The following is a 17166-nucleotide window of genomic DNA, read 5'->3' on the forward strand; positions in this document are numbered from 1 at the left end:
GTAGAAGATTAAGATTAAATTGGCCGCTTCCGTTTTCATTTTAAAGCTGCTATGAAAAAACTCATTTACCTGTTTTCGCTCACATGCTTTGCGGGCAACGCTTTTGCGCAAAAGATTAGTTATGACATTTCTTTCCCCAATCTCATCCACCACGAAGCCAGCATTGCCGTAACGGTCACCGATGCTCCTCAGAAAGAACTGACATTCCGCATGAGCCGCTCATCGCCCGGCCGCTATGCCACACACGAGTACGGAAAGAATGTGTACGACGTAAAAGCAATGGATAAAGCAGGCCGCGACATGGCAATCCAACGCGTCGACGGTGATGTTTATAAAGTTTCAGGATTGAATGGTTTTGTAAAAGTACAATACACGCTTTACGCCAATCATGCCGACGGGACTTACGCCGGTTTGGACCAGAACAGCATTCACTTGAATGCACCCGCCACTTTTCTATGGGTAAAGGAATTGCAGAATGCACCGATTGAAGTAAAATTCAATTTGCCCAAAGAAGGAAAATGGACCATTGCCACACAGCTCAAACCTGCCGCCCAACCAAACACATTCGACGCAGCCGATCTGCAATATTTGATGGATTCTCCGATCAAGATCGGGAAGCTGATCATGAAGGAGTGGACATTGAATAATCCGGATAAGAAGCCCGTAAAATTCAGACTTGCGCTAGAAATTACCGGAAGTGATTCACTGTCAGACAGTTTTGCAGCGAAAATCAAACGCATCACACAAGAAAGCCAGATGATATTTGGCGAATTTCCGGCTTTCGATTTCGGCCAGTATACATTTCTTGCCAGCATTAATCCCTATGTGCGGGGTGACGGCATGGAGCACCGCAATAGCACGATGATCTCGATTCCCACTGCTTTCACGGGGGCAAATAATTTGCTGGGCGTATTTTCTCACGAGTTCTTTCATGCCTGGAATGTCGAACGCATCCGCCCGAAATCGCTCGAACCATTCAATTTTGAGAAAAGCAACATGAGTTTCGAGCTTTGGTTTGCCGAAGGTTTTACGCAATATTATGGCGACCTTATTCTGGCACGTGCCGGCTTTGATTCACCTGAGGAGTATTGCCAAACATTGAGTTTTTTGGTCAATACCAAAGAAAATACAGCTGGTGCGAAGCGCATTTCACCCGTTCAGGCTAGTAACAATGCGGTTTTTGTGGATGCTGGTGTCTCTATTGACAAGACAAATTATCCCAACATTTACACTTCCTACTATCCTTACGGCGCATCTATCGCATTAGCGCTTGATCTGCAACTGCGTGCGCGGGGGCTCACTTTGGACGGATATATGCAAGCCGTTTGGCAAAAGCTGGGAAAACCGGAAATAGCCTATCAGGTGAGTGACCTGGCGGATGTGCTTGTGGCTTACAGCAAGGACAAAACGTTTGCAGAAGGTTTTTTTGCAAAATATATCAATGGCCACGAATCCTTCGACTATGCGCCATTGCTTCAAATGGCTGGCTTGACTTTGAAAAGACAGTTTGCTGGCAAAGCATGGATGGGAGATGTGCGGTATAAGGAAGGAACGGAGCTTACTATTTTATCCAACACGATCATTGATTCACCCCTTTACAAGGCAGGCCTGGACATTGACGACCAGATATTAAAAGTGGATGGAAAAACTGTGACAACGCAAGCTGAGTTAAATGTCATCCTTAATGCGCACAAGCCGGGAGAGGAAATTGGCATTGAATACCGTCACCGTGAGGATGTCAAACTTGGCATGATCACATTCATGGAGAACCCGAAATGGGTGGTAGAACTAAATGAAACGGCCGGCATGCCAGTGACAGAAGAAATGAAAAAATTCCGCAAAGACTGGCTTGGAACCAAGATCAAATAACTGCCTGGTGGTTGAAAAAAACAGCAAAAGCCGGGTTATGCCCGGCTTTTGCTGTTGATAACGGTTTCATCAATGCGTGATCACCAACTTTTTCGTTTCCGTTGTTTCTCCATTTTTAATTTGAAGCAAATAAACCCCCGCAGGCGCATCAGGCAACTTAATTTTTGCTTCCTGCTTACCAGTTCCTATTACTTTCGCAGTATGCCAAACGCGACCGCGAATGTCAGTAACGGTAATGGTTGCTCCATCCGGGCTGGAAAGGTTGAATTTAGCATTAAACTCTCCGGGTGCCGGATTAGGGAACACATTCAGGCGTTCGTCAGCTCCGCCCGGATTGAACATGGTTTCCGGCGCGCCCAACCTTGCATTGGTCTGCCCGCTGCTGGTGAAGCATGCCTTATCCTGTCTGATACTCGGGCCATTTAATCCTTGGATACGCACTGTGTTATTGCCTGCAGCAAGCGTCACATTGAACACCTCCTCACGAAATACAATGTTCCAGGAATAGGTCGCAGGCAGATTAGCCGCTGCAATTGCCGTAGCATTGTTTACCGAAATTGAAATGTTAGGATTTGAACTCGCAGAATAGCGCAATTTCAGTTGGTACGTCCCGGCACTCGGCACGCCATTCACTGCATAATCCACATAATGGTTGGAGTTCTCCTTCAATCCCCGTGTGCTGCCGCCGGAAGCATTGGGATCGCCGGAAATCGCGCCGTTACCGGCCTGTAACTCCGATTCCAGGCACAATGCAAAGTCACCGCCGACCGGAGGCGTGCAGTTGCTAATGTTCAAAGTTACCGTTGCCGTTTTATCTGCGCAGCCGTTTTTCGATGCTTTCACGGTGTAAGTATAGGAACCATTTGCGCCCGGCGCCGCAATGTTGATCGAGCTTCCGGTTTGGTTGATGCCATTTCCTGTCCAGGAGTAAGTCACGCCGGAGCAATCTGCGCCCGTGCAACCGGATGATAATGTAACATTGGCAGAGCAGGCTGGATTTGTGTTGGAAGCGTTTGCCGTGAGGTCAAATGCGCAAGTCGGTTGTTGCGGGTTTTGTCCGCCCGGGCCGGTCACGCATATTTTGTCCTGCCGAATGCTGGCTCCCGGCAGTCCCTGGATCCTGAGCGTATTATTGCCCTGATTCAATGTTACATTAAATGTTTCCTCACGCCAGACAATGTTCCACGAATAGGTAGGAGGGAAACTGGCCGAAGATAAAACCACACTGCCATTCACTGAAATGCTCGCCTGAGCAGCAGCATTGGCATAATAGCGCACTTTTACCTGATGCGAACCGGTCGCTTTCACCCCGTTGACGGCGTAATCCACGTAATGATTGTAGTTATCCTTATCACCCCGCGTGCTGCCATTTGAGGCATTGGGGTCGCCGGTAATCGACCCATTTCCACTTTGGTTTTCCGCTTCCAGACATGCGCTGAATGGATCACCACCGACCGGCGGGGCGCAATTGGTAATGTTCAATGTTACCGTTGCGGTCTTGTCCGCACAGCCATTTTTTGATGCTTTTACGGTGTAAACGTACGAACCGTTTGCGCCAGGGGCCGCAATGTTGATCGAGCTTCCTGTTTGGTTAATGCCATTTCCTGTCCAGGTGTACGTTACGCCCGAGCAATCTGCACCCGTGCAACCGGATGATAATGTAACATTGGCAGAGCAGGCAGGATTTGTGTTGGAAGCGTTTGCAGTAATGTCAAATGCACAAGTCGGTTGTTGCGGGTTTTGTCCGCCCGGGCCGGTCACGCATATTTTATCCTGCCGAATACTGGCTCCCGGCAAGCCCTGAATCCTGAGCGTATTATTGCCCTGATTCAATGTTACATTGAATGTTTCCTCGCGCCAGACAATGTTCCAGGAATAAGTGGGAGGAAAACTGGCCGATGGTATAACCACATTTCCATTCACAGAAAAACTTGCCTGCGCTGATGCGTTGGCATAATAACGAACTTTCACCTGATGCGCCCCGGTTGCTTTGACACCATTGATAGCGTAGTCCACGTAATGATTGTAATTATCTTTATCACCCCGCGTGCTGCCATTTGAAGCATTCGGATCGCCGGTTATAGGGCCATTTCCACTTTGGTTCTCTGCTTCCAGGCATGCACTGAATGGATCGTTGCCCACTGGCGGGTTGCAATTGCTAATGTTCAAAGTCACTGTCGCCGTTTTGTCCGCACAGCCGCTTTTAGATGCTTTTACAGTGTAAACATAGGACCCGTTTGCGCCCGGAGCCGTAATGTTAATCGAGCTTCCCGTTTGGTTAATGCCATTTCCTGTCCAGGTGTACGTTACGCCGGAACAATCTTGGCCTGTGCAATTGGCTGATAATGATACATTTGCAGAGCAAGCCGGACTGGTGTTGGAAGCATTCGCTGTGACGTCAAATGCGCAGGTTGGTTGACCATTGCAGCCTCCATCTTTCATAGGGCAGAAATAAGCATCCAACCAGCTGAGCCTTTGCGTAATGTAATTGTTGACGTATGCCAAACCTCCCGAACGATTGGCGCCGCCGTAATTGTCTTGTGAAACGGCTGCGTCGCGTTCGTAAATCAGATTCGAATTGAGCAAATTATAATTTGCCTGAAAACGGTTCTTAAGATTGGCTTCTGCGAGAATATTTTGCCTGAGCTCGAAATATCGGGTGGCGAGTTTGTTTTTGAAGCCATCAGGATTGGTACGAAAGAGCTTTTTGAATAGTCCGTTTTGCCTGTCACCCTGCGTTTTATTACTTCTTACCCCATCCGGAAAGTAGCCCCAGGCCCCGTCGAGATCCCAGGGAATAAAAAACCAGGGCTGTCCCTTGTCGTAGCGACCGATAAAATAATTCTTTTCCATGTTATCCTCCACTGACAACAGGTTTAGGAAAATGAAATAGTCAATAACATTTTCCTGCTTGAAAAGCGTCCAGATGTTAGCACGGAACTCATCGTCTGATGATTCAATAACGCCTTTCAACAAATTCTGATGATTGTTCCAGTCGCTGTAATCGGGATATTCCAATTCCCAGCTCTGCCATTCTTCCGCGCCGGGCGAAGGCCTGGCCACTCCGATTCCTTCCCATGCGGCGGAAAGCGACCAGTCATCCGCTTTGAACAACTCGCCTCTGATCACATCGCCATCATTCTTCTTCAATTGCAGTTGCTTGCGGTCCATATCCTCACCGATCATATATACACCTTTGTAGGATTTATTCATAAAAACCTCCACATATCTGGTGCGGATTGAAGACACTGCTGACGGCTCGGAAGCAGCGTAATACAGCTTGTGCATATCAATCCAAAGGCTGTGCGAAACATTGTTTGTAGAGCGCAATTCCTCATTCCACATGCCAAAAAACAGCCAGCGCTTATCGCTTCTCAACCCTAGAATGGATTCATCTTTGTTCTTTCCCTGTGCATCTTTGAACTGGACACGGTAATTCTTTTTCGGGAAAAATGACGAGCTGTTACCACGGATCCGGATCGCCATATTGGAAATGAGCGGAGAATTTGCGGCTTCCGCAATCGATATGCCGCCAGGAATCTCTTCTTCCAAGTTGATCTGAGAGGGATCCGGCACGTCCAGGTTCACCAATGGGAGCTGCGTGAAGTATAAACTATATTGCTGTCCGCCGTTTGTCACCAGGTATTTCACTCCATGTGTTAGGCTAGTGACACTTCCGGAAAATGTAAAGACCTTCGCCGCGAACTGCATTTGAATAGGAGAGCCTGTTATCTGGGACGCGGTTGGAACCTGGTTACAGACAATCATTTTGCGCCCCTCGTCTACATAAAACCTGTAATTGTCCGCGGGAATTTGGGCGTGCGCACCTAGTGAGACAACCCATAATAAGGTTAAGTAAAAGAGGTTTTTCATCATATTAAGTTTTGTGTATAAAATGCTAACCGATATTCGGATAGTGCATTTCAAACTTAATATATTTACATGCTACAACCTTACCGAATAATAACTGAAAACCACCGTTTAATTACAAAAACCAGCCGTTAATCCAAATATTATCAAATAAATTCCTGTGTTGAGATAGAATAATTTTGTAGATATTGCTAAAAAGATGTTGTCTCTAATGAGCATGGCAGTCGTCATCCTTGTTTCTCTGAAAGATATTTCCAGTAACGCTTCGGCACGTGGCGGATGTGCAGTTTCATGTTTTTCCGCGCGGGAATGTTGACACTGCGGAAATAATCTTTCCAAAGCAGCGCATATAATTCTTCTTGCGAATCAAGCACATTAACTGGAAGCGCATTGAGGGCCGGAGACATTTCCGCTGTGAAATCAAAAGTGATCTCTTCCACTTTTTCGAGATCGTAGAATAATCCGTATTTCCGTTTCAAATCGTAGATGATCCACTTCTGGTCGGCGTAGCGGTTTTTGAAATGATCTATGAGTAAGGGCAGCACATTGAAATCGGGTTCAATGTGGGCGTAGAAGATATGGTCGGCCGTTTTTTGAAAGCGAATAAAAGCTTCCATCCGATGCTTTTCCCGATGAACTTTATGGCTCATCTTCGAGATTTCTAAAACATATTTGTTTCCGAAATTAGCCTCGGCGCCCGGCGGACTGTCGATAATGTAACGAATAAATTCAAACAGATCCTGAAATGTTGCGGGCTGCTCGGAAAGGAATGCTCTATAGATAGATTTCATCCAGTTGCTATCCAGCTTTTTGGCCAAACCCTTCCACACCCGTTTTGCTTTCGCATCTTCACTAATGACAGCGAATGCTTCCTTGAAAACATCAGGCACGTAATGCGTTTGACTGACAAGCTTTACGGCCTCAGATTTTTTCTGATAACATTCAAAAACTGCCGTTAGCAAACCCTCCAACGTCCCGTCAAACACAAATATTTCCATCAGAAAATAGAAAGCTGGTTCTTGGGGACTTTCGTGTATTTACTGCTACTTTCCGACAAGATCACCGCCTTAATGTGCCCTGCTTCATAGTCCCGCAGTTGCAGCGGACTATCGGCATAGCGGATAAAATGTTTGGCTTTATTGAATGAGATCCCGATCTTTTTAAGCTGGTCCTGGTGAAGTCTGCCGAATTTTCTGGCCTGAACAATTTTCAAAGCAGAAGCCACGCCGATGCCCGGCACACGCATGATCATCTTATAATCGGCCGTATTGACGTCAACGGGGAAATCTTCGAGGTGCCTTAATGCCCAGCTCAGTTTTGGATCAATGTCCACATCGAGATTGGGATGGGCATCATTTAAGATTTCCTTGACATCGAATCCATAAAAGCGCATCAGCCAGTCTGTCTGATATAACCGGTTTTCCCTGATCAGCGGCGGCTGCGATCCTATAACAGGCAATCGGGCATCCTGGCTGATGGGGATATAGCCTGAATAATAGACTCTTTTCAGCGAGAAATTTTTATAGAATGTATTCGCCGTATGCATAATCTCCTTGTCGGATTCCGGCGTTGCGCCAATCACCATTTGCGTGCTCTGACCGGCCGGCACAAACTTGGGAACAGCCTTAATAAGGCCTTTTTCGCTCGAAAATTGCGTAATAGTCTGTTGAATGTAATTCAGCGGCTTTTTCACATCTTCATGCGATTTTTCCGGAGCCAGCAATTTCAATCCCGATTCGGTGGGCATTTCCAGGTTAATGCTCATCCTGTCGGCATACATGCCCGCCTCTTTCAATAACTCTTCACTTGCTCCGGGAATGGTTTTCAGGTGAATGTAGCCATTGAAACGCTGCTCGTTCCGCAGCTTTTTTACAATCCTTACCAGCCTCTCCATGGTATAATCGGCATTTTTGAAAATACCGGAGCTCAGGAAAAGGCCTTCAATATAGTTGCGGCGATAAAAATTCATCGTCAGCTCCACCACTTCATCCACCGTAAATGCCGCTCGTTTGATATCATTGCTGCGCCTTGAAACGCAGAATGCGCAATCGTAAATGCAGTGATTGGTGAGAAGGATTTTGAGCAGCGATACGCAGCGCCCATCTTCAGTGTAGGTGTGACAAATTCCCGTTCCTTCCGCATCGCCTAGTCCCTTATTTTCATTCTTTCTATTACTGCCACTGGATGAACAAGATACGTCATACTTAGCTGCATCCGCCAAAATTTCCAACTTCTCACGAATCCTCTCGAACATATATTTTTTTGAATAAGTGGACTTCCTCTAAAATATTGTGAAGCACTAACCAGTTATAACAACGATATTTGCGTTTTGATAGTGCAATATAGTATCAAATATTTGATACTCACAGAATCTTAATTAATAAAAACGTTCCAGATGAATTTCGGTCGTACTGAGATTTTTTTACACATTTTTTTCTTCACTGTCTGCTCCATCGCTTATGCTCAGCCGCAGGAGCCAAAGGTTACCCGTTACAACGGGAAAGTGAGCCAGCAGATCGTTATGACCAGGGATTCTCCGATCTACGATCACGCCTCCGGCAAGCGGATCAGCTATGCTGTGTATGACGAAATGCTGCGAAAAAATCCGGGCGTTTACCGGACGCAGCCGATATTCGATAAATTCGGGAAAGCATCGTCTTTTGAAATAGTAAAAAAGAGCCAGTTACTGATCCAGGACAATGGATCGGTCATGCAAAATTCGGATCTGATGCCCGAGATAGGGGAGCCTCTGCCGCCGTTTGTTATGCAGGGCCTGGACGGGAGGGAATATAATTCGGAGAAACTGAAAGGAAAATATGTGCTGCTCGGATTTTGGGTCAAATTTGAAAAGCCTCTTTATACGTTCGCCAGCACCAAAGTGATCTCTGATTTTATTAATGAGAACAAGAAGAAAGGGATTGACATCGTGTCACTTGGGACTACATTGAACACGGAAGAGGAATGTTTGGATGCGATCCCGAAACGGAACTGTGGTTTCATTCCCGTTCCGGAATCGTATGGTTTTAATCAGCGTTACAAAATCAGTGAGACGCCTTTTTTCATTTTATTAGACAAAAAAGGAAACATTAAAGCGATGGCTCCGCATACGGAGTTTTCCTCGATCAGCGATTTAGTACTCAGATGATCAGTAACCTTTGGCTTTCAGCTTTTCCTGAAATTCCATAGCAATTTTCCGTCCCCACTGCTGCCCGACTTGCATGGATTCCTGCATGATAATGGGCGTTTTGGAAGCGTATTTCTTACCAACAGGCGTCTCATAAAAGGCAATGAGTTGCTGTAAATCATCCTGCGTCAGGCTTTTAACGTAGACCGGTTCCAGCATTTCCACCAGATCATCCAGTGATGTTTTTAAGAATTCGCCTTCAAATTGCTTCCATATGCTGTCCGGAACGGTGGTTTTTTGCTGTTTAAACATTGTGAACATTTGCTCAATCGCAACTTTGTAGGATTTTTCTGAGCCAGAGGCTTCAAACATTTGCTTCAATTTGGCCTTATACTCAGCATTCCCTTGCGCATTTGAGAATGTAACACAGCTTAAAACAAGTAACAGGGTGTACCAGGATTTTCTCATGACTTTTGGTTTAAATGGTGGATGTTCATTGATTGTGTTTAGCCCAATTGGCCACTGATGCGGTTATAAATCCCGGTGGGTTGCCAGTTTCTTTTTTCTCCCAGAAACATGCGTCGCGACAATTTGTAATGTTGAAATGACAGTTCATTTAAATAATTGATCGCAAAAATGTGATCGGACGGTAATACGGCCGCGCTTTCGTCCTGCACCCGTCGTTTAATCAATGCAGCTCCCGCCGCTTCGGAAATGGCCATGATCGGTCCATCGCCCCAGCCCGGAATGTAGAATCCCAGCACCTGATTGTCCGCAACATATAACAATGCTGAATCAATAAAATCGGAAAGCACGCCGCTGCGGTCTTCTCCTGAAATGTGCTGATCGATTGCAAGAATCTGCGGAAGATAATGTGCCTCAAACGGCACGATGGATTCGGATGAAGAAGCAGCTTGCAAATTGCTCGTGCTTCTTAAATGCGTATAAGTGGTTTCAACTTCAAACCCTAATTTCAGATAGACAGGATATCCATATTCGGTCGCATCCAGATAAATGGTCTTGAATTTAGTCCGGTCAATGTTGGCAATAAGGTCTTCCGTGATCGCGTTTCCAAGGCCCTTTTTCCGATGCCCGGCATGCACAACAACACAGGCAAGCCAGGCCGTATCCGCATGCAAAATAGAGGTTCCGATGGCTACAAGTTCTCCCTGTTCCGAAATTTTGATCGGATGGCAGTGTGGTGAACTGATAAAATATTCGAATCTGGGGATCAGACTGCCCCAGTCAGGAGGCTGTAATGCAGACAATTGTGCTAAGTCCGCAGGCAGAAATTCGGAACTCTTCATGGTTGGCTAATAACTTTTTCGAGCTGCTAAATAGTTAAAAATCCTTTTCGGAATTGACGGCAGGTCATAAATATTTATATTTTTAGCAATCAATTCCAAATCCGAAACCTATGGAGATCATTAAAGCCGCAGATGTCAGACAGCTCATCAAAGATCAGAAAACCGTCATTGTCGATGCCAGGGGCGGTCCGGATGCGTGGGAACGTTTTCGCTCTGCACACATTGAAAACGCTCTTTTTGTAAATCTGGAAACGGATCTTTCGCATAAGTCAGACAATGCTGCGCATGGTGGCCGGCATCCTTTGCCAGCGCCGGAAGTCTTTGGTGAAACGTTGGGGAAATTGGGCATTACTCCGGATGCCGTTGTGATTGTTTACGACGATAAAAAGGGTGCAAATGCTGCTGCGCGGTTTTGGTGGATGCTGAAAGCTGCGGGGCATGAGAAAGTATTTGTAGTAAGCGGCGGAATTGAAGCGCTGCAAAAAGCAGGTTTACAGACGGTAAAGGGCGAAGCTCCAAGCCCGGTTGCTGCACCAAAATATCCATTCGTCGATTATCAATTGCGCCGCGCGGATGCCGATGAAGTTGCCGAGGCAGCGGAAAACCCTGACTATATGGTGATTGATGTTCGTGAAAATTACCGGTATGTGGGTGAAAGTGAGCCGATTGATCTTGTTGCCGGGCATATTCCCGGTGCTGTCAACATTCCTTTTGCCGGAAACCTGGATAAGGACGGAAACTTTTTGCCGAGCGAAGAATTGGCCGAAAAATATAAAAGTGCATTGGGTTCACGGGATCCGAAGAATATAATCGTGCATTGCGGTTCCGGTGTGACGGCTTGTCATACATTGCTGGCGCTCACCGATGCAGGTATGGATGGCGCCGCACTTTACGTGGGATCATGGAGCGAATGGTCGCGCAATGATCGTCCTGTGGCGACTGGAAATTAGGTTGTAAAGGCTTAACAGTATGGTACGACGCTTTTTTGCCTCCGTTCAGTAACTCAAAATGAACGTGTGTAGCGAAACGGGTTATTTTTGTTTTGATTAAAAAATGAAACAAACTAAATCTGTAAAACGCGCGAAATGGGTGCTTATGTCCTTAACTCAACTGACATTCTTGAATTTAATAATTATCCCAACCCGCAATATGTCGGAGCAGATCATTATGCTTCGCAGGGTGACGGCTTCATTTGTTTCCGGGAAGAAAAAGTAGGAACACTCCGGTTTAAGAATGCGCTTTTCCCGCACATGCATGTGATGGATCTGCGTTGGAGCACCAATAAGGAGATTTGCATTCAAGGGAATGATGTAGGCGATAATGTTAACATCAATTTCCATATGCGGGGAAAGCTGAATACTCAGTTTAAGGGTTTGAACCAGGAACTGAAAATGCGGCCGTCAACGCATAATCTGGTTTTTTCGCCTAATGATGGCGATGTCAACCATGTCGAGGCGCATGCAGAATTGGAAATGTTTCACATCAGTTTTAACAAAGCATTTTTCGCCGATATCATTGGCTGCGATGATGCATGGAGTGAAAAAGTTTTAAATAATCTGGCTCAGAACAAGCCTTTTTCCGGCGTGAATGGAACGATGGATCTCACGCCCACCATGCAGCTTTTGGTTAATGATGTGAGGAACTGCCAGTCGGCAGGCCCGCTTCGAAATTTGTTCATCCAATCAAAAACGCTTGAACTGCTTGGTCACCAGATCAGCCAGTTCCGGAATTCCGATTCCGTCCATGAAGACATTAAGCCCGATGAAGCAGAAAAACTGTATCATCTGAGAGCATATCTCGACGCTCACTTCCTGGATGAACTAAGTCTGACGCAGCTAAGCCGCATTTGTATTCTAAATGAGTTTAAGCTAAAAAAAGGCTTTAAACTGCTTTTCGGGATGACTATTTTTCATTATCTGCGTGAAAAACGAATGGAATATGCGCGCAAACTTTTGCTGGACTGTTCGCTATCTGTGGAAGAAGTAGCCCATAAACTGGGATATGAGCATGCCCATCATTTTTCCATAGCTTTTAAGAAATTCTACAAAACATGTCCATCTAGTTTTAAGATCGGCAAATATGCAACTATGCACCGGTTTCCAGACTTTGTGGTATGATATTTTGAATCTAGTACAAACGTTTGAACAGAGCCATGAAAAATCATATTGAGTGCCATTACAAAGACGGAGCACTTGTTTTTTGCACCACGCACAGTTATTCATATACAACTGCGCACCAGATTCTGGATGTTTTCAATGTGCTCGGCTTGGTTTCTAAATTGCGTGTTAAATCCTCCGATTTATTCGGCGTGGTTGGCCGCCTTCATGTCAATTACGATCCTTTTCAAAACGATCCAGGAAAGTGGAGCGAAGTTGTTTCAGAGCTTGTTCGCAACAAAACATTCCTGGAAGAAAAACTCGAATCTTTTTAACCCTTATTAAGCTCTTGAAGCTGCTTAATTAATTCATTCAAGTCCCTTTCCGTTGTTCTGAGCGCTTTTACTTCATCAGTATCCAAAACGCTCTCGGCAGGATCGTCAAAATTCTTTGATTCCTCCATCACCTCCGGATTTTCCCTGTTCTCCTGTGAAAATTCGGTTGCAAGACTCAAATTTTTCCGTTCAAATTCAATCTGCTGCCGTTTTGAAAGAATTCGTTCTTCCAGATCTCTCTTCATGTCCTGTTCCGTATTCATAGTGTTTTTTATTGTTTAAAAATGAGCTGAAAAAACCAAGCCACTACCTTCTGCTCAATAGACTTTACCGTTCATTCATTGGTTTGTTGCTGAAAATTTTGGTTTACTAAGATTTGCGAAATGGGGACTTGATGTCGCCTGCAAATTTGTAAACCCTAAAATTCACAATATGAAACAGCACTACAAAAAGGGCCTTTATCTCATATTATTTATGCTGTGGGCCGCGGCTTACATATTGAAAATGAGCGAGCTGGTAACAGGCACACATATCCCGGACCTTCCCACACAAATCAAAGCAAAGGATATCCCGGACCAAAGCAATGTCGTCCACGACAGCACTGTCAGCAACATTCAGCAAAGCCTGGCCAAACGGGAATACAACATTTCTTTTGACGACGAAAAAAAATCGCTGCAAAGCCCAAACCGCAAGCAGGGCCTGCGCGCCTACTATAAGCCAGGCGAGCTGATGGTGAATAACCGCGTTGACTCGGCAGGCCATAACTTCTCTTTCAAACTCATCAATGAAGGGATTTACGCAGACGGTCAAAAAATTCTAGGGCCGCAAACTGATGCAACGCTTCACCACGCAGATAACAAATTGCAGATCAGGCATCACGGCTTTACCGAAGAGTTCATAAATAACGAGGAAGGCGTACGCCAGAACTTCATCGTCAGTTTCGCACCAAAAGCGACCATAGAACTTCAAGTAAGGCTATCCGCCAAAGGCTTAAAAGTCAAAGATCTTCAAAATAACCAGCTGCAATTTTACGCCGAAAACAAGAGAGGCGAGGTGGTCAGCAGTTTGATTTATAAAGATATTAAATGCTGGGATGCGAAAGGGGATACATTACCCGCAACATTAAGCTACAAAAATGGCCTGGTAATGCTGAGCGTAGCAGTGGAAGATGCCAGTTATCCGGTTACCATTGACCCGATTGTCGTGAACGGTAACCCAGCCAATGCCAATTCAGTGCTGGAAAGCAATCAGGCTGGTGCCCAGGCAGGCTATGCAGTTTCTTCTGCAGGAGATGTCAACGGGGACGGTTACAGCGATGTGATCGTAGGTGCGCCTTTCTTTGATAAGGGTGAAAGCAATGAAGGGGCTGCGTTTATTTACCATGGTTCGGCTTCGGGCATTGCATCGAGTGCTGCCATAACATTGGAAGGCAACCAGAACGAGGCCCAATTTGGCATAAGTGCAGCCTCTGCGGGCGACATTAACAAAGATGGGTTTAGTGACATTATTATAGGCGCGCCCTTTTATAGCAAAGGCGAAAACAAAGAAGGCGTGGCGATGGTTTTTTACGGTTCAGCCCTAGGCATCAAAAGCAACGGGACTATTATGGAAGTCAACCAGCCTGATGCGAAGTTTGGCAGGGCTGTGGAAGGGTTGGGTGATGTGAATGGAGATGGTTATAGTGACGTGATTGTCGGCGCCCCCATGTACGACAAAGGGCAGGCAGACGAAGGTGCAGGTTTCATTTATCACGGCTCGGCCGGCGGCATTGGCCTGGCAGCCGCTATGATTTTGGAAGCCGACCAGGCCGGTGCTCAATATGGTTACAGCCTGGCAGGTGCAGGCGACGTTAACGGAGATGGTTATAATGATGTAATCATCGGTGCTTATGCCTATGACAATGGTCAAACCAACGAAGGAGCTGCGTTTGTCTATCACGGATCGGCAATTGGTATTGCTAAAAACGCTGCTATCTTCTTCGAAAGCAACCAGATCAATGCGCAGTTTGGCTGGGCTGTGGCAACAGCCGGCGATGTGAACGGCGATGGTTACTCCGATATCATTATCGGCAGTTATCTCTATGATTATGGTCAGGCTAATGAAGGCGCGGCATTCATTTATCAAGGATCAGCCCAAGGCATTAAAACAGGGGCGATCAGGCTGGAAAGCAACCAGGCCGAAGCACGACTGGGCATTTCGGTCGCATGCGCAGGGGACGTCAACGGGGACGGTTATAGCGACATTATGATCGGCATTTGGCAATACGACAAAGGTGAAAGCAATGAAGGTGCAGTCGTGGTACACCATGGCTCTGCAAACGGAATCACCACCACAGCAGCATCGACACTCGAAAGCAACCAGGCTGATGCAGGGCTAGGGTGGGCAGCGAAGAGCGCTGGTGATGTGAATGGGGACGGGTATAGCGATATTATTATCGGAGCGAATGGGTATGATAAGGGGCAGGCGGATGAGGGGGTGGCGTTTGTTTGGCTGGGGATGGCCGAGGGGGTAGCTGCCACCCCAATTTTGCTTGAAATGAACCAAGGTCATGCTTTGTTCGGCTGGTCAGTTTCTAATGCCGGAGATGTTAATGGAGACGGTTTTAGTGATATTATAATTGGGGCCGACGGATTTGACAATGGCCAAAGTGATGAAGGTGCAGCATTTATCTTTCACGGATCAACTACTGGAATAAATATAAACGCCACCACTCAACTTGAAAGTAATAGAACCCATGCATTATTGGGGAAATCTGTATCGAGCGCTGGTGATATAAATGGAGATGGTTATGGAGATGTTATTGTTGGTGCAATTGGATATTCCAATGGTGAGGCATATGAAGGGGCAGCCTTTATATTTTATGGGTCAACTACGGGAATTGACAAAAATTCAGCCGTAATCTTAGAAAGTAACCAAGCAGACGCCTTAATGGGACGATCTGCTACAAGTGCTGGCGACGTAAATGGAGACGGTTATGGAGATGTGATTATAGGTGCTGAAGCATTTGATAATTCTTTATTTAATGAAGGGGCTGCATTTGTTTATCATGGCTCAAAAAACGGAATAATTTCGCAATATCACATTCGCATGGAAAGCGATCAGGAAACGGCTTACATGGGATATTCAGTAGCAAGTGCTGGCGATGTCAATGGAGATGGGTATAGTGACGTACTCATTGGAATTCCTTGGTATACTAACGGGCAAATTAGAGAAGGTGTCGCTTATCTACATTATGGCTCAGCCAACGGCTTGACAGACTTAAACAAGGTATTGCTCGAAAGTGATCAAGATGAATCACAATTCGGCTGGTCTGTTTCAGGAGCTGGCGATGTGAATGGTGATGGGTTTGAAGACATAATAATCGGTTCGCCAACGGAAGTAAGCAAAGATAGAGTTCACATATACTACGGCTCGGTAACCGGAGTCAGTCCTGCCAATCATTCTTCATTGAAAATTGCTGATGAAACGGCATTTTTCGGCGCTTGTGTAAGAAGTGCGGGTGACATAAATGGCGATGGCTATACCGACATTATTATTGGAGCACCTCATTATACCGGAAGCATTCTCTATCAAGGAGCAGCTTTCATATTTTCCGGTAGTGTAAATGGAATACCTGACGGATCACTACCAAGCAATATATTAACAACTCCTCAATTACAAACGGCTAGCTTCACAGGGGAAGCTGTTTCAGGAGCCGGCGACATAAATGGTGACGGATACAGCGACATCATTTTAGGGTCCTATAAGTATTCTAATGGCTCAGCAGATGAAGGTATTGCTCTAACCTTTTACGGCAACTCCAACAACAATCTCCAAAACAACCTCCGCCTCTACAACTCTGACCTCACAACCCCCATCAACCAATCCCAAAAAGCCAAAAACAACTTCGGAATTAGCCTTTATGCAAAGTCTTTTCTTGGGAGGAGCAAGGGTAAGCTGGTTTGGGAGACAAAGGCTAAGGGCCAGGGGTTTTCTAAGGGGGCGAATAATGTGATTACGAATAGCACAATGTCGTCGGGCTCTTGGATTGGTTATGCGAGTTTGGGGTTGACGGGGGTGGAGATGAAAAGTTTGATTGCCAAGCAAGGGACTTCAACCAAGGTGCGTGTGCGGGTGAAATATGATCCGGCGTTGGCGTTGACCGGCCAGCTTTATGGTCCGTGGCGCTATTTGCCTGCTTATCTTTTGGGTAACAGCGCTGCGCCGGTTCCGGAGAGCGTTGTGGATGATATGTCGGAGACGGTCAGGAGGAAGGTCGGCGAGACGATGGCGGAAAAGGAAGGAGAATTGGTTTACGTATATCCTAATCCGGCATCTGATCGGTTGATGTTGAAGTCGGATGATTTTGATAAGATAAAAAGTATTCAAATGTTGACGGTCACGGGCCGGTCGGTTTATCGCTCTTCGGCTCCGTTTACGGAAATTGATGTCCGGAATTTTGCGGCGGGTAATTATATTTTATTGATCACCCATGCTGACGGTTCCGTGAGTACGCGTAAAGTAGTGATTGAAAAGTGATGTATATCTTAGTGAATAGCCATACATGGTTTTTATTTTTTTACGCC

The 17166-nt window shown here is 46.0% G+C and carries 12 protein-coding genes; 6 read left to right on the top strand and 6 right to left on the bottom strand.

The window, feature by feature from the left end:
• Nucleotides 1–51: 51 nt before the first annotated feature.
• Nucleotides 52–1869 (top strand): M61 family metallopeptidase, encoded by a 1818-nt coding sequence (locus NFI80_RS04900; protein ID WP_235164696.1) that lies wholly within the window; start codon nt 52–54, stop codon nt 1867–1869.
• 69 nt (nt 1870–1938) lie between these two features.
• On the opposite strand, the gene NFI80_RS04905 is transcribed toward NFI80_RS04900, so the two are convergent.
• The 3 genes from NFI80_RS04905 to NFI80_RS04915 all read right to left on the bottom strand — a co-directional run bounded on the left by NFI80_RS04905 (nt 1939) and on the right by NFI80_RS04915 (nt 7993).
• Nucleotides 1939–5742, bottom strand: coding sequence for a CotH kinase family protein (locus NFI80_RS04905; RefSeq protein WP_235164695.1), 3804 nt, complete (start codon nt 5740–5742; stop codon nt 1939–1941).
• Nucleotides 5743–5966: 224 nt separating this feature from the next.
• The gene (locus NFI80_RS04910; protein ID WP_235164694.1) at nt 5967–6737 is read right to left on the bottom strand and encodes a TIGR03915 family putative DNA repair protein; all 771 of its coding nucleotides are present in this window, start codon (nt 6735–6737) and stop codon (nt 5967–5969) included.
• Nucleotides 6737–7993, bottom strand: coding sequence for a putative DNA modification/repair radical SAM protein (locus tag NFI80_RS04915; protein WP_235164693.1), 1257 nt, complete (start codon nt 7991–7993; stop codon nt 6737–6739). Before NFI80_RS04915 ends, NFI80_RS04910 begins: the two co-directional genes overlap by 1 nt.
• Before the next feature lie 141 nt (nt 7994–8134).
• Between NFI80_RS04915 and NFI80_RS04920 the strand changes: the two genes are divergently transcribed.
• The gene (locus tag NFI80_RS04920) at nt 8135–8884 is read left to right on the top strand and encodes a thioredoxin family protein (RefSeq protein WP_233798046.1); all 750 of its coding nucleotides are present in this window, start codon (nt 8135–8137) and stop codon (nt 8882–8884) included.
• On the opposite strand, the gene NFI80_RS04925 is transcribed toward NFI80_RS04920, so the two are convergent.
• Together NFI80_RS04925 and NFI80_RS04930 are read right to left on the bottom strand one after the other, a co-directional pair.
• On the bottom strand, nt 8885–9331 hold the full coding sequence (locus tag NFI80_RS04925; protein ID WP_235164692.1) for a DUF2059 domain-containing protein: 447 nt from the start codon (nt 9329–9331) through the stop codon (nt 8885–8887). It lies immediately after the preceding gene.
• 38 nt (nt 9332–9369) lie between these two features.
• On the bottom strand, nt 9370–10170 hold the full coding sequence (locus tag NFI80_RS04930) for a GNAT family N-acetyltransferase (protein WP_235164691.1): 801 nt from the start codon (nt 10168–10170) through the stop codon (nt 9370–9372).
• A gap of 110 nt (nt 10171–10280) precedes the next feature.
• On the opposite strand from NFI80_RS04930, the gene NFI80_RS04935 reads away from it, so the two are divergent.
• From NFI80_RS04935 to NFI80_RS04945, 3 genes are all read left to right on the top strand, one after another.
• Nucleotides 10281–11120 carry a sulfurtransferase gene (locus NFI80_RS04935; RefSeq protein ID WP_235164690.1) on the top strand — a complete coding sequence of 280 codons (840 nt, stop codon included), beginning with the start codon at nt 10281–10283 and terminating at the stop codon, nt 11118–11120.
• A 135-nt stretch (nt 11121–11255) separates the two neighbouring features.
• A complete protein-coding gene (locus NFI80_RS04940) occupies nt 11256–12287 on the top strand; it encodes an AraC family transcriptional regulator (RefSeq protein WP_235164689.1) in 1032 nt (343 codons plus the stop codon).
• Between the two features lie 35 nt (nt 12288–12322).
• Nucleotides 12323–12601, top strand: a complete 279-nt coding sequence (locus NFI80_RS04945; RefSeq protein WP_235160711.1) for a hypothetical protein — start codon at nt 12323–12325, stop codon at nt 12599–12601.
• Here NFI80_RS04945 and NFI80_RS04950 read toward each other — a convergent pair.
• Nucleotides 12598–12864, bottom strand: a complete 267-nt coding sequence (locus tag NFI80_RS04950; RefSeq protein ID WP_235164688.1) for a hypothetical protein — start codon at nt 12862–12864, stop codon at nt 12598–12600. The two genes, NFI80_RS04945 and NFI80_RS04950, sit on opposite strands and share 4 nt — an antisense overlap.
• A 169-nt stretch (nt 12865–13033) precedes the next feature.
• On the opposite strand from NFI80_RS04950, the gene NFI80_RS04955 reads away from it, so the two are divergent.
• A complete protein-coding gene (locus NFI80_RS04955; RefSeq protein WP_235164687.1) occupies nt 13034–17119 on the top strand; it encodes an FG-GAP-like repeat-containing protein in 4086 nt (1361 codons plus the stop codon).
• The last annotated feature ends 47 nt before the right edge of the window (nt 17120–17166 follow it).

Source organism: Dyadobacter chenhuakuii (genome assembly GCF_023821985.2).
GTDB lineage: Bacteria > Bacteroidota > Bacteroidia > Cytophagales > Spirosomataceae > Dyadobacter > Dyadobacter chenhuakuii.

Bases quoted from the DNA above. Each gene is read 5' to 3' on its own strand.
- NFI80_RS04940 (WP_235164689.1), top strand. From the start codon at position 11,256: ATGGGTGCTTATGTCCTTAACTCAACTGACATTCTTGAATTTAATAAT.
- NFI80_RS04920 (WP_233798046.1), top strand. From the start codon at position 8,135: ATGAATTTCGGTCGTACTGAGATTTTTTTACACATTTTTTTCTTCACT.
- NFI80_RS04955 (WP_235164687.1), top strand. From the start codon at position 13,034: ATGAAACAGCACTACAAAAAGGGCCTTTATCTCATATTATTTATGCTG.
- NFI80_RS04925 (WP_235164692.1), bottom strand. From the start codon at position 9,331: ATGAGAAAATCCTGGTACACCCTGTTACTTGTTTTAAGCTGTGTTACA.
- NFI80_RS04945 (WP_235160711.1), top strand. From the start codon at position 12,323: ATGAAAAATCATATTGAGTGCCATTACAAAGACGGAGCACTTGTTTTT.
- NFI80_RS04905 (WP_235164695.1), bottom strand. From the start codon at position 5,742: ATGAAAAACCTCTTTTACTTAACCTTATTATGGGTTGTCTCACTAGGT.
- NFI80_RS04935 (WP_235164690.1), top strand. From the start codon at position 10,281: ATGGAGATCATTAAAGCCGCAGATGTCAGACAGCTCATCAAAGATCAG.
- NFI80_RS04930 (WP_235164691.1), bottom strand. From the start codon at position 10,170: ATGAAGAGTTCCGAATTTCTGCCTGCGGACTTAGCACAATTGTCTGCA.
- NFI80_RS04950 (WP_235164688.1), bottom strand. From the start codon at position 12,864: ATGAATACGGAACAGGACATGAAGAGAGATCTGGAAGAACGAATTCTT.
- NFI80_RS04900 (WP_235164696.1), top strand. From the start codon at position 52: ATGAAAAAACTCATTTACCTGTTTTCGCTCACATGCTTTGCGGGCAAC.
- NFI80_RS04915 (WP_235164693.1), bottom strand. From the start codon at position 7,993: ATGTTCGAGAGGATTCGTGAGAAGTTGGAAATTTTGGCGGATGCAGCT.
- NFI80_RS04910 (WP_235164694.1), bottom strand. From the start codon at position 6,737: ATGGAAATATTTGTGTTTGACGGGACGTTGGAGGGTTTGCTAACGGCA.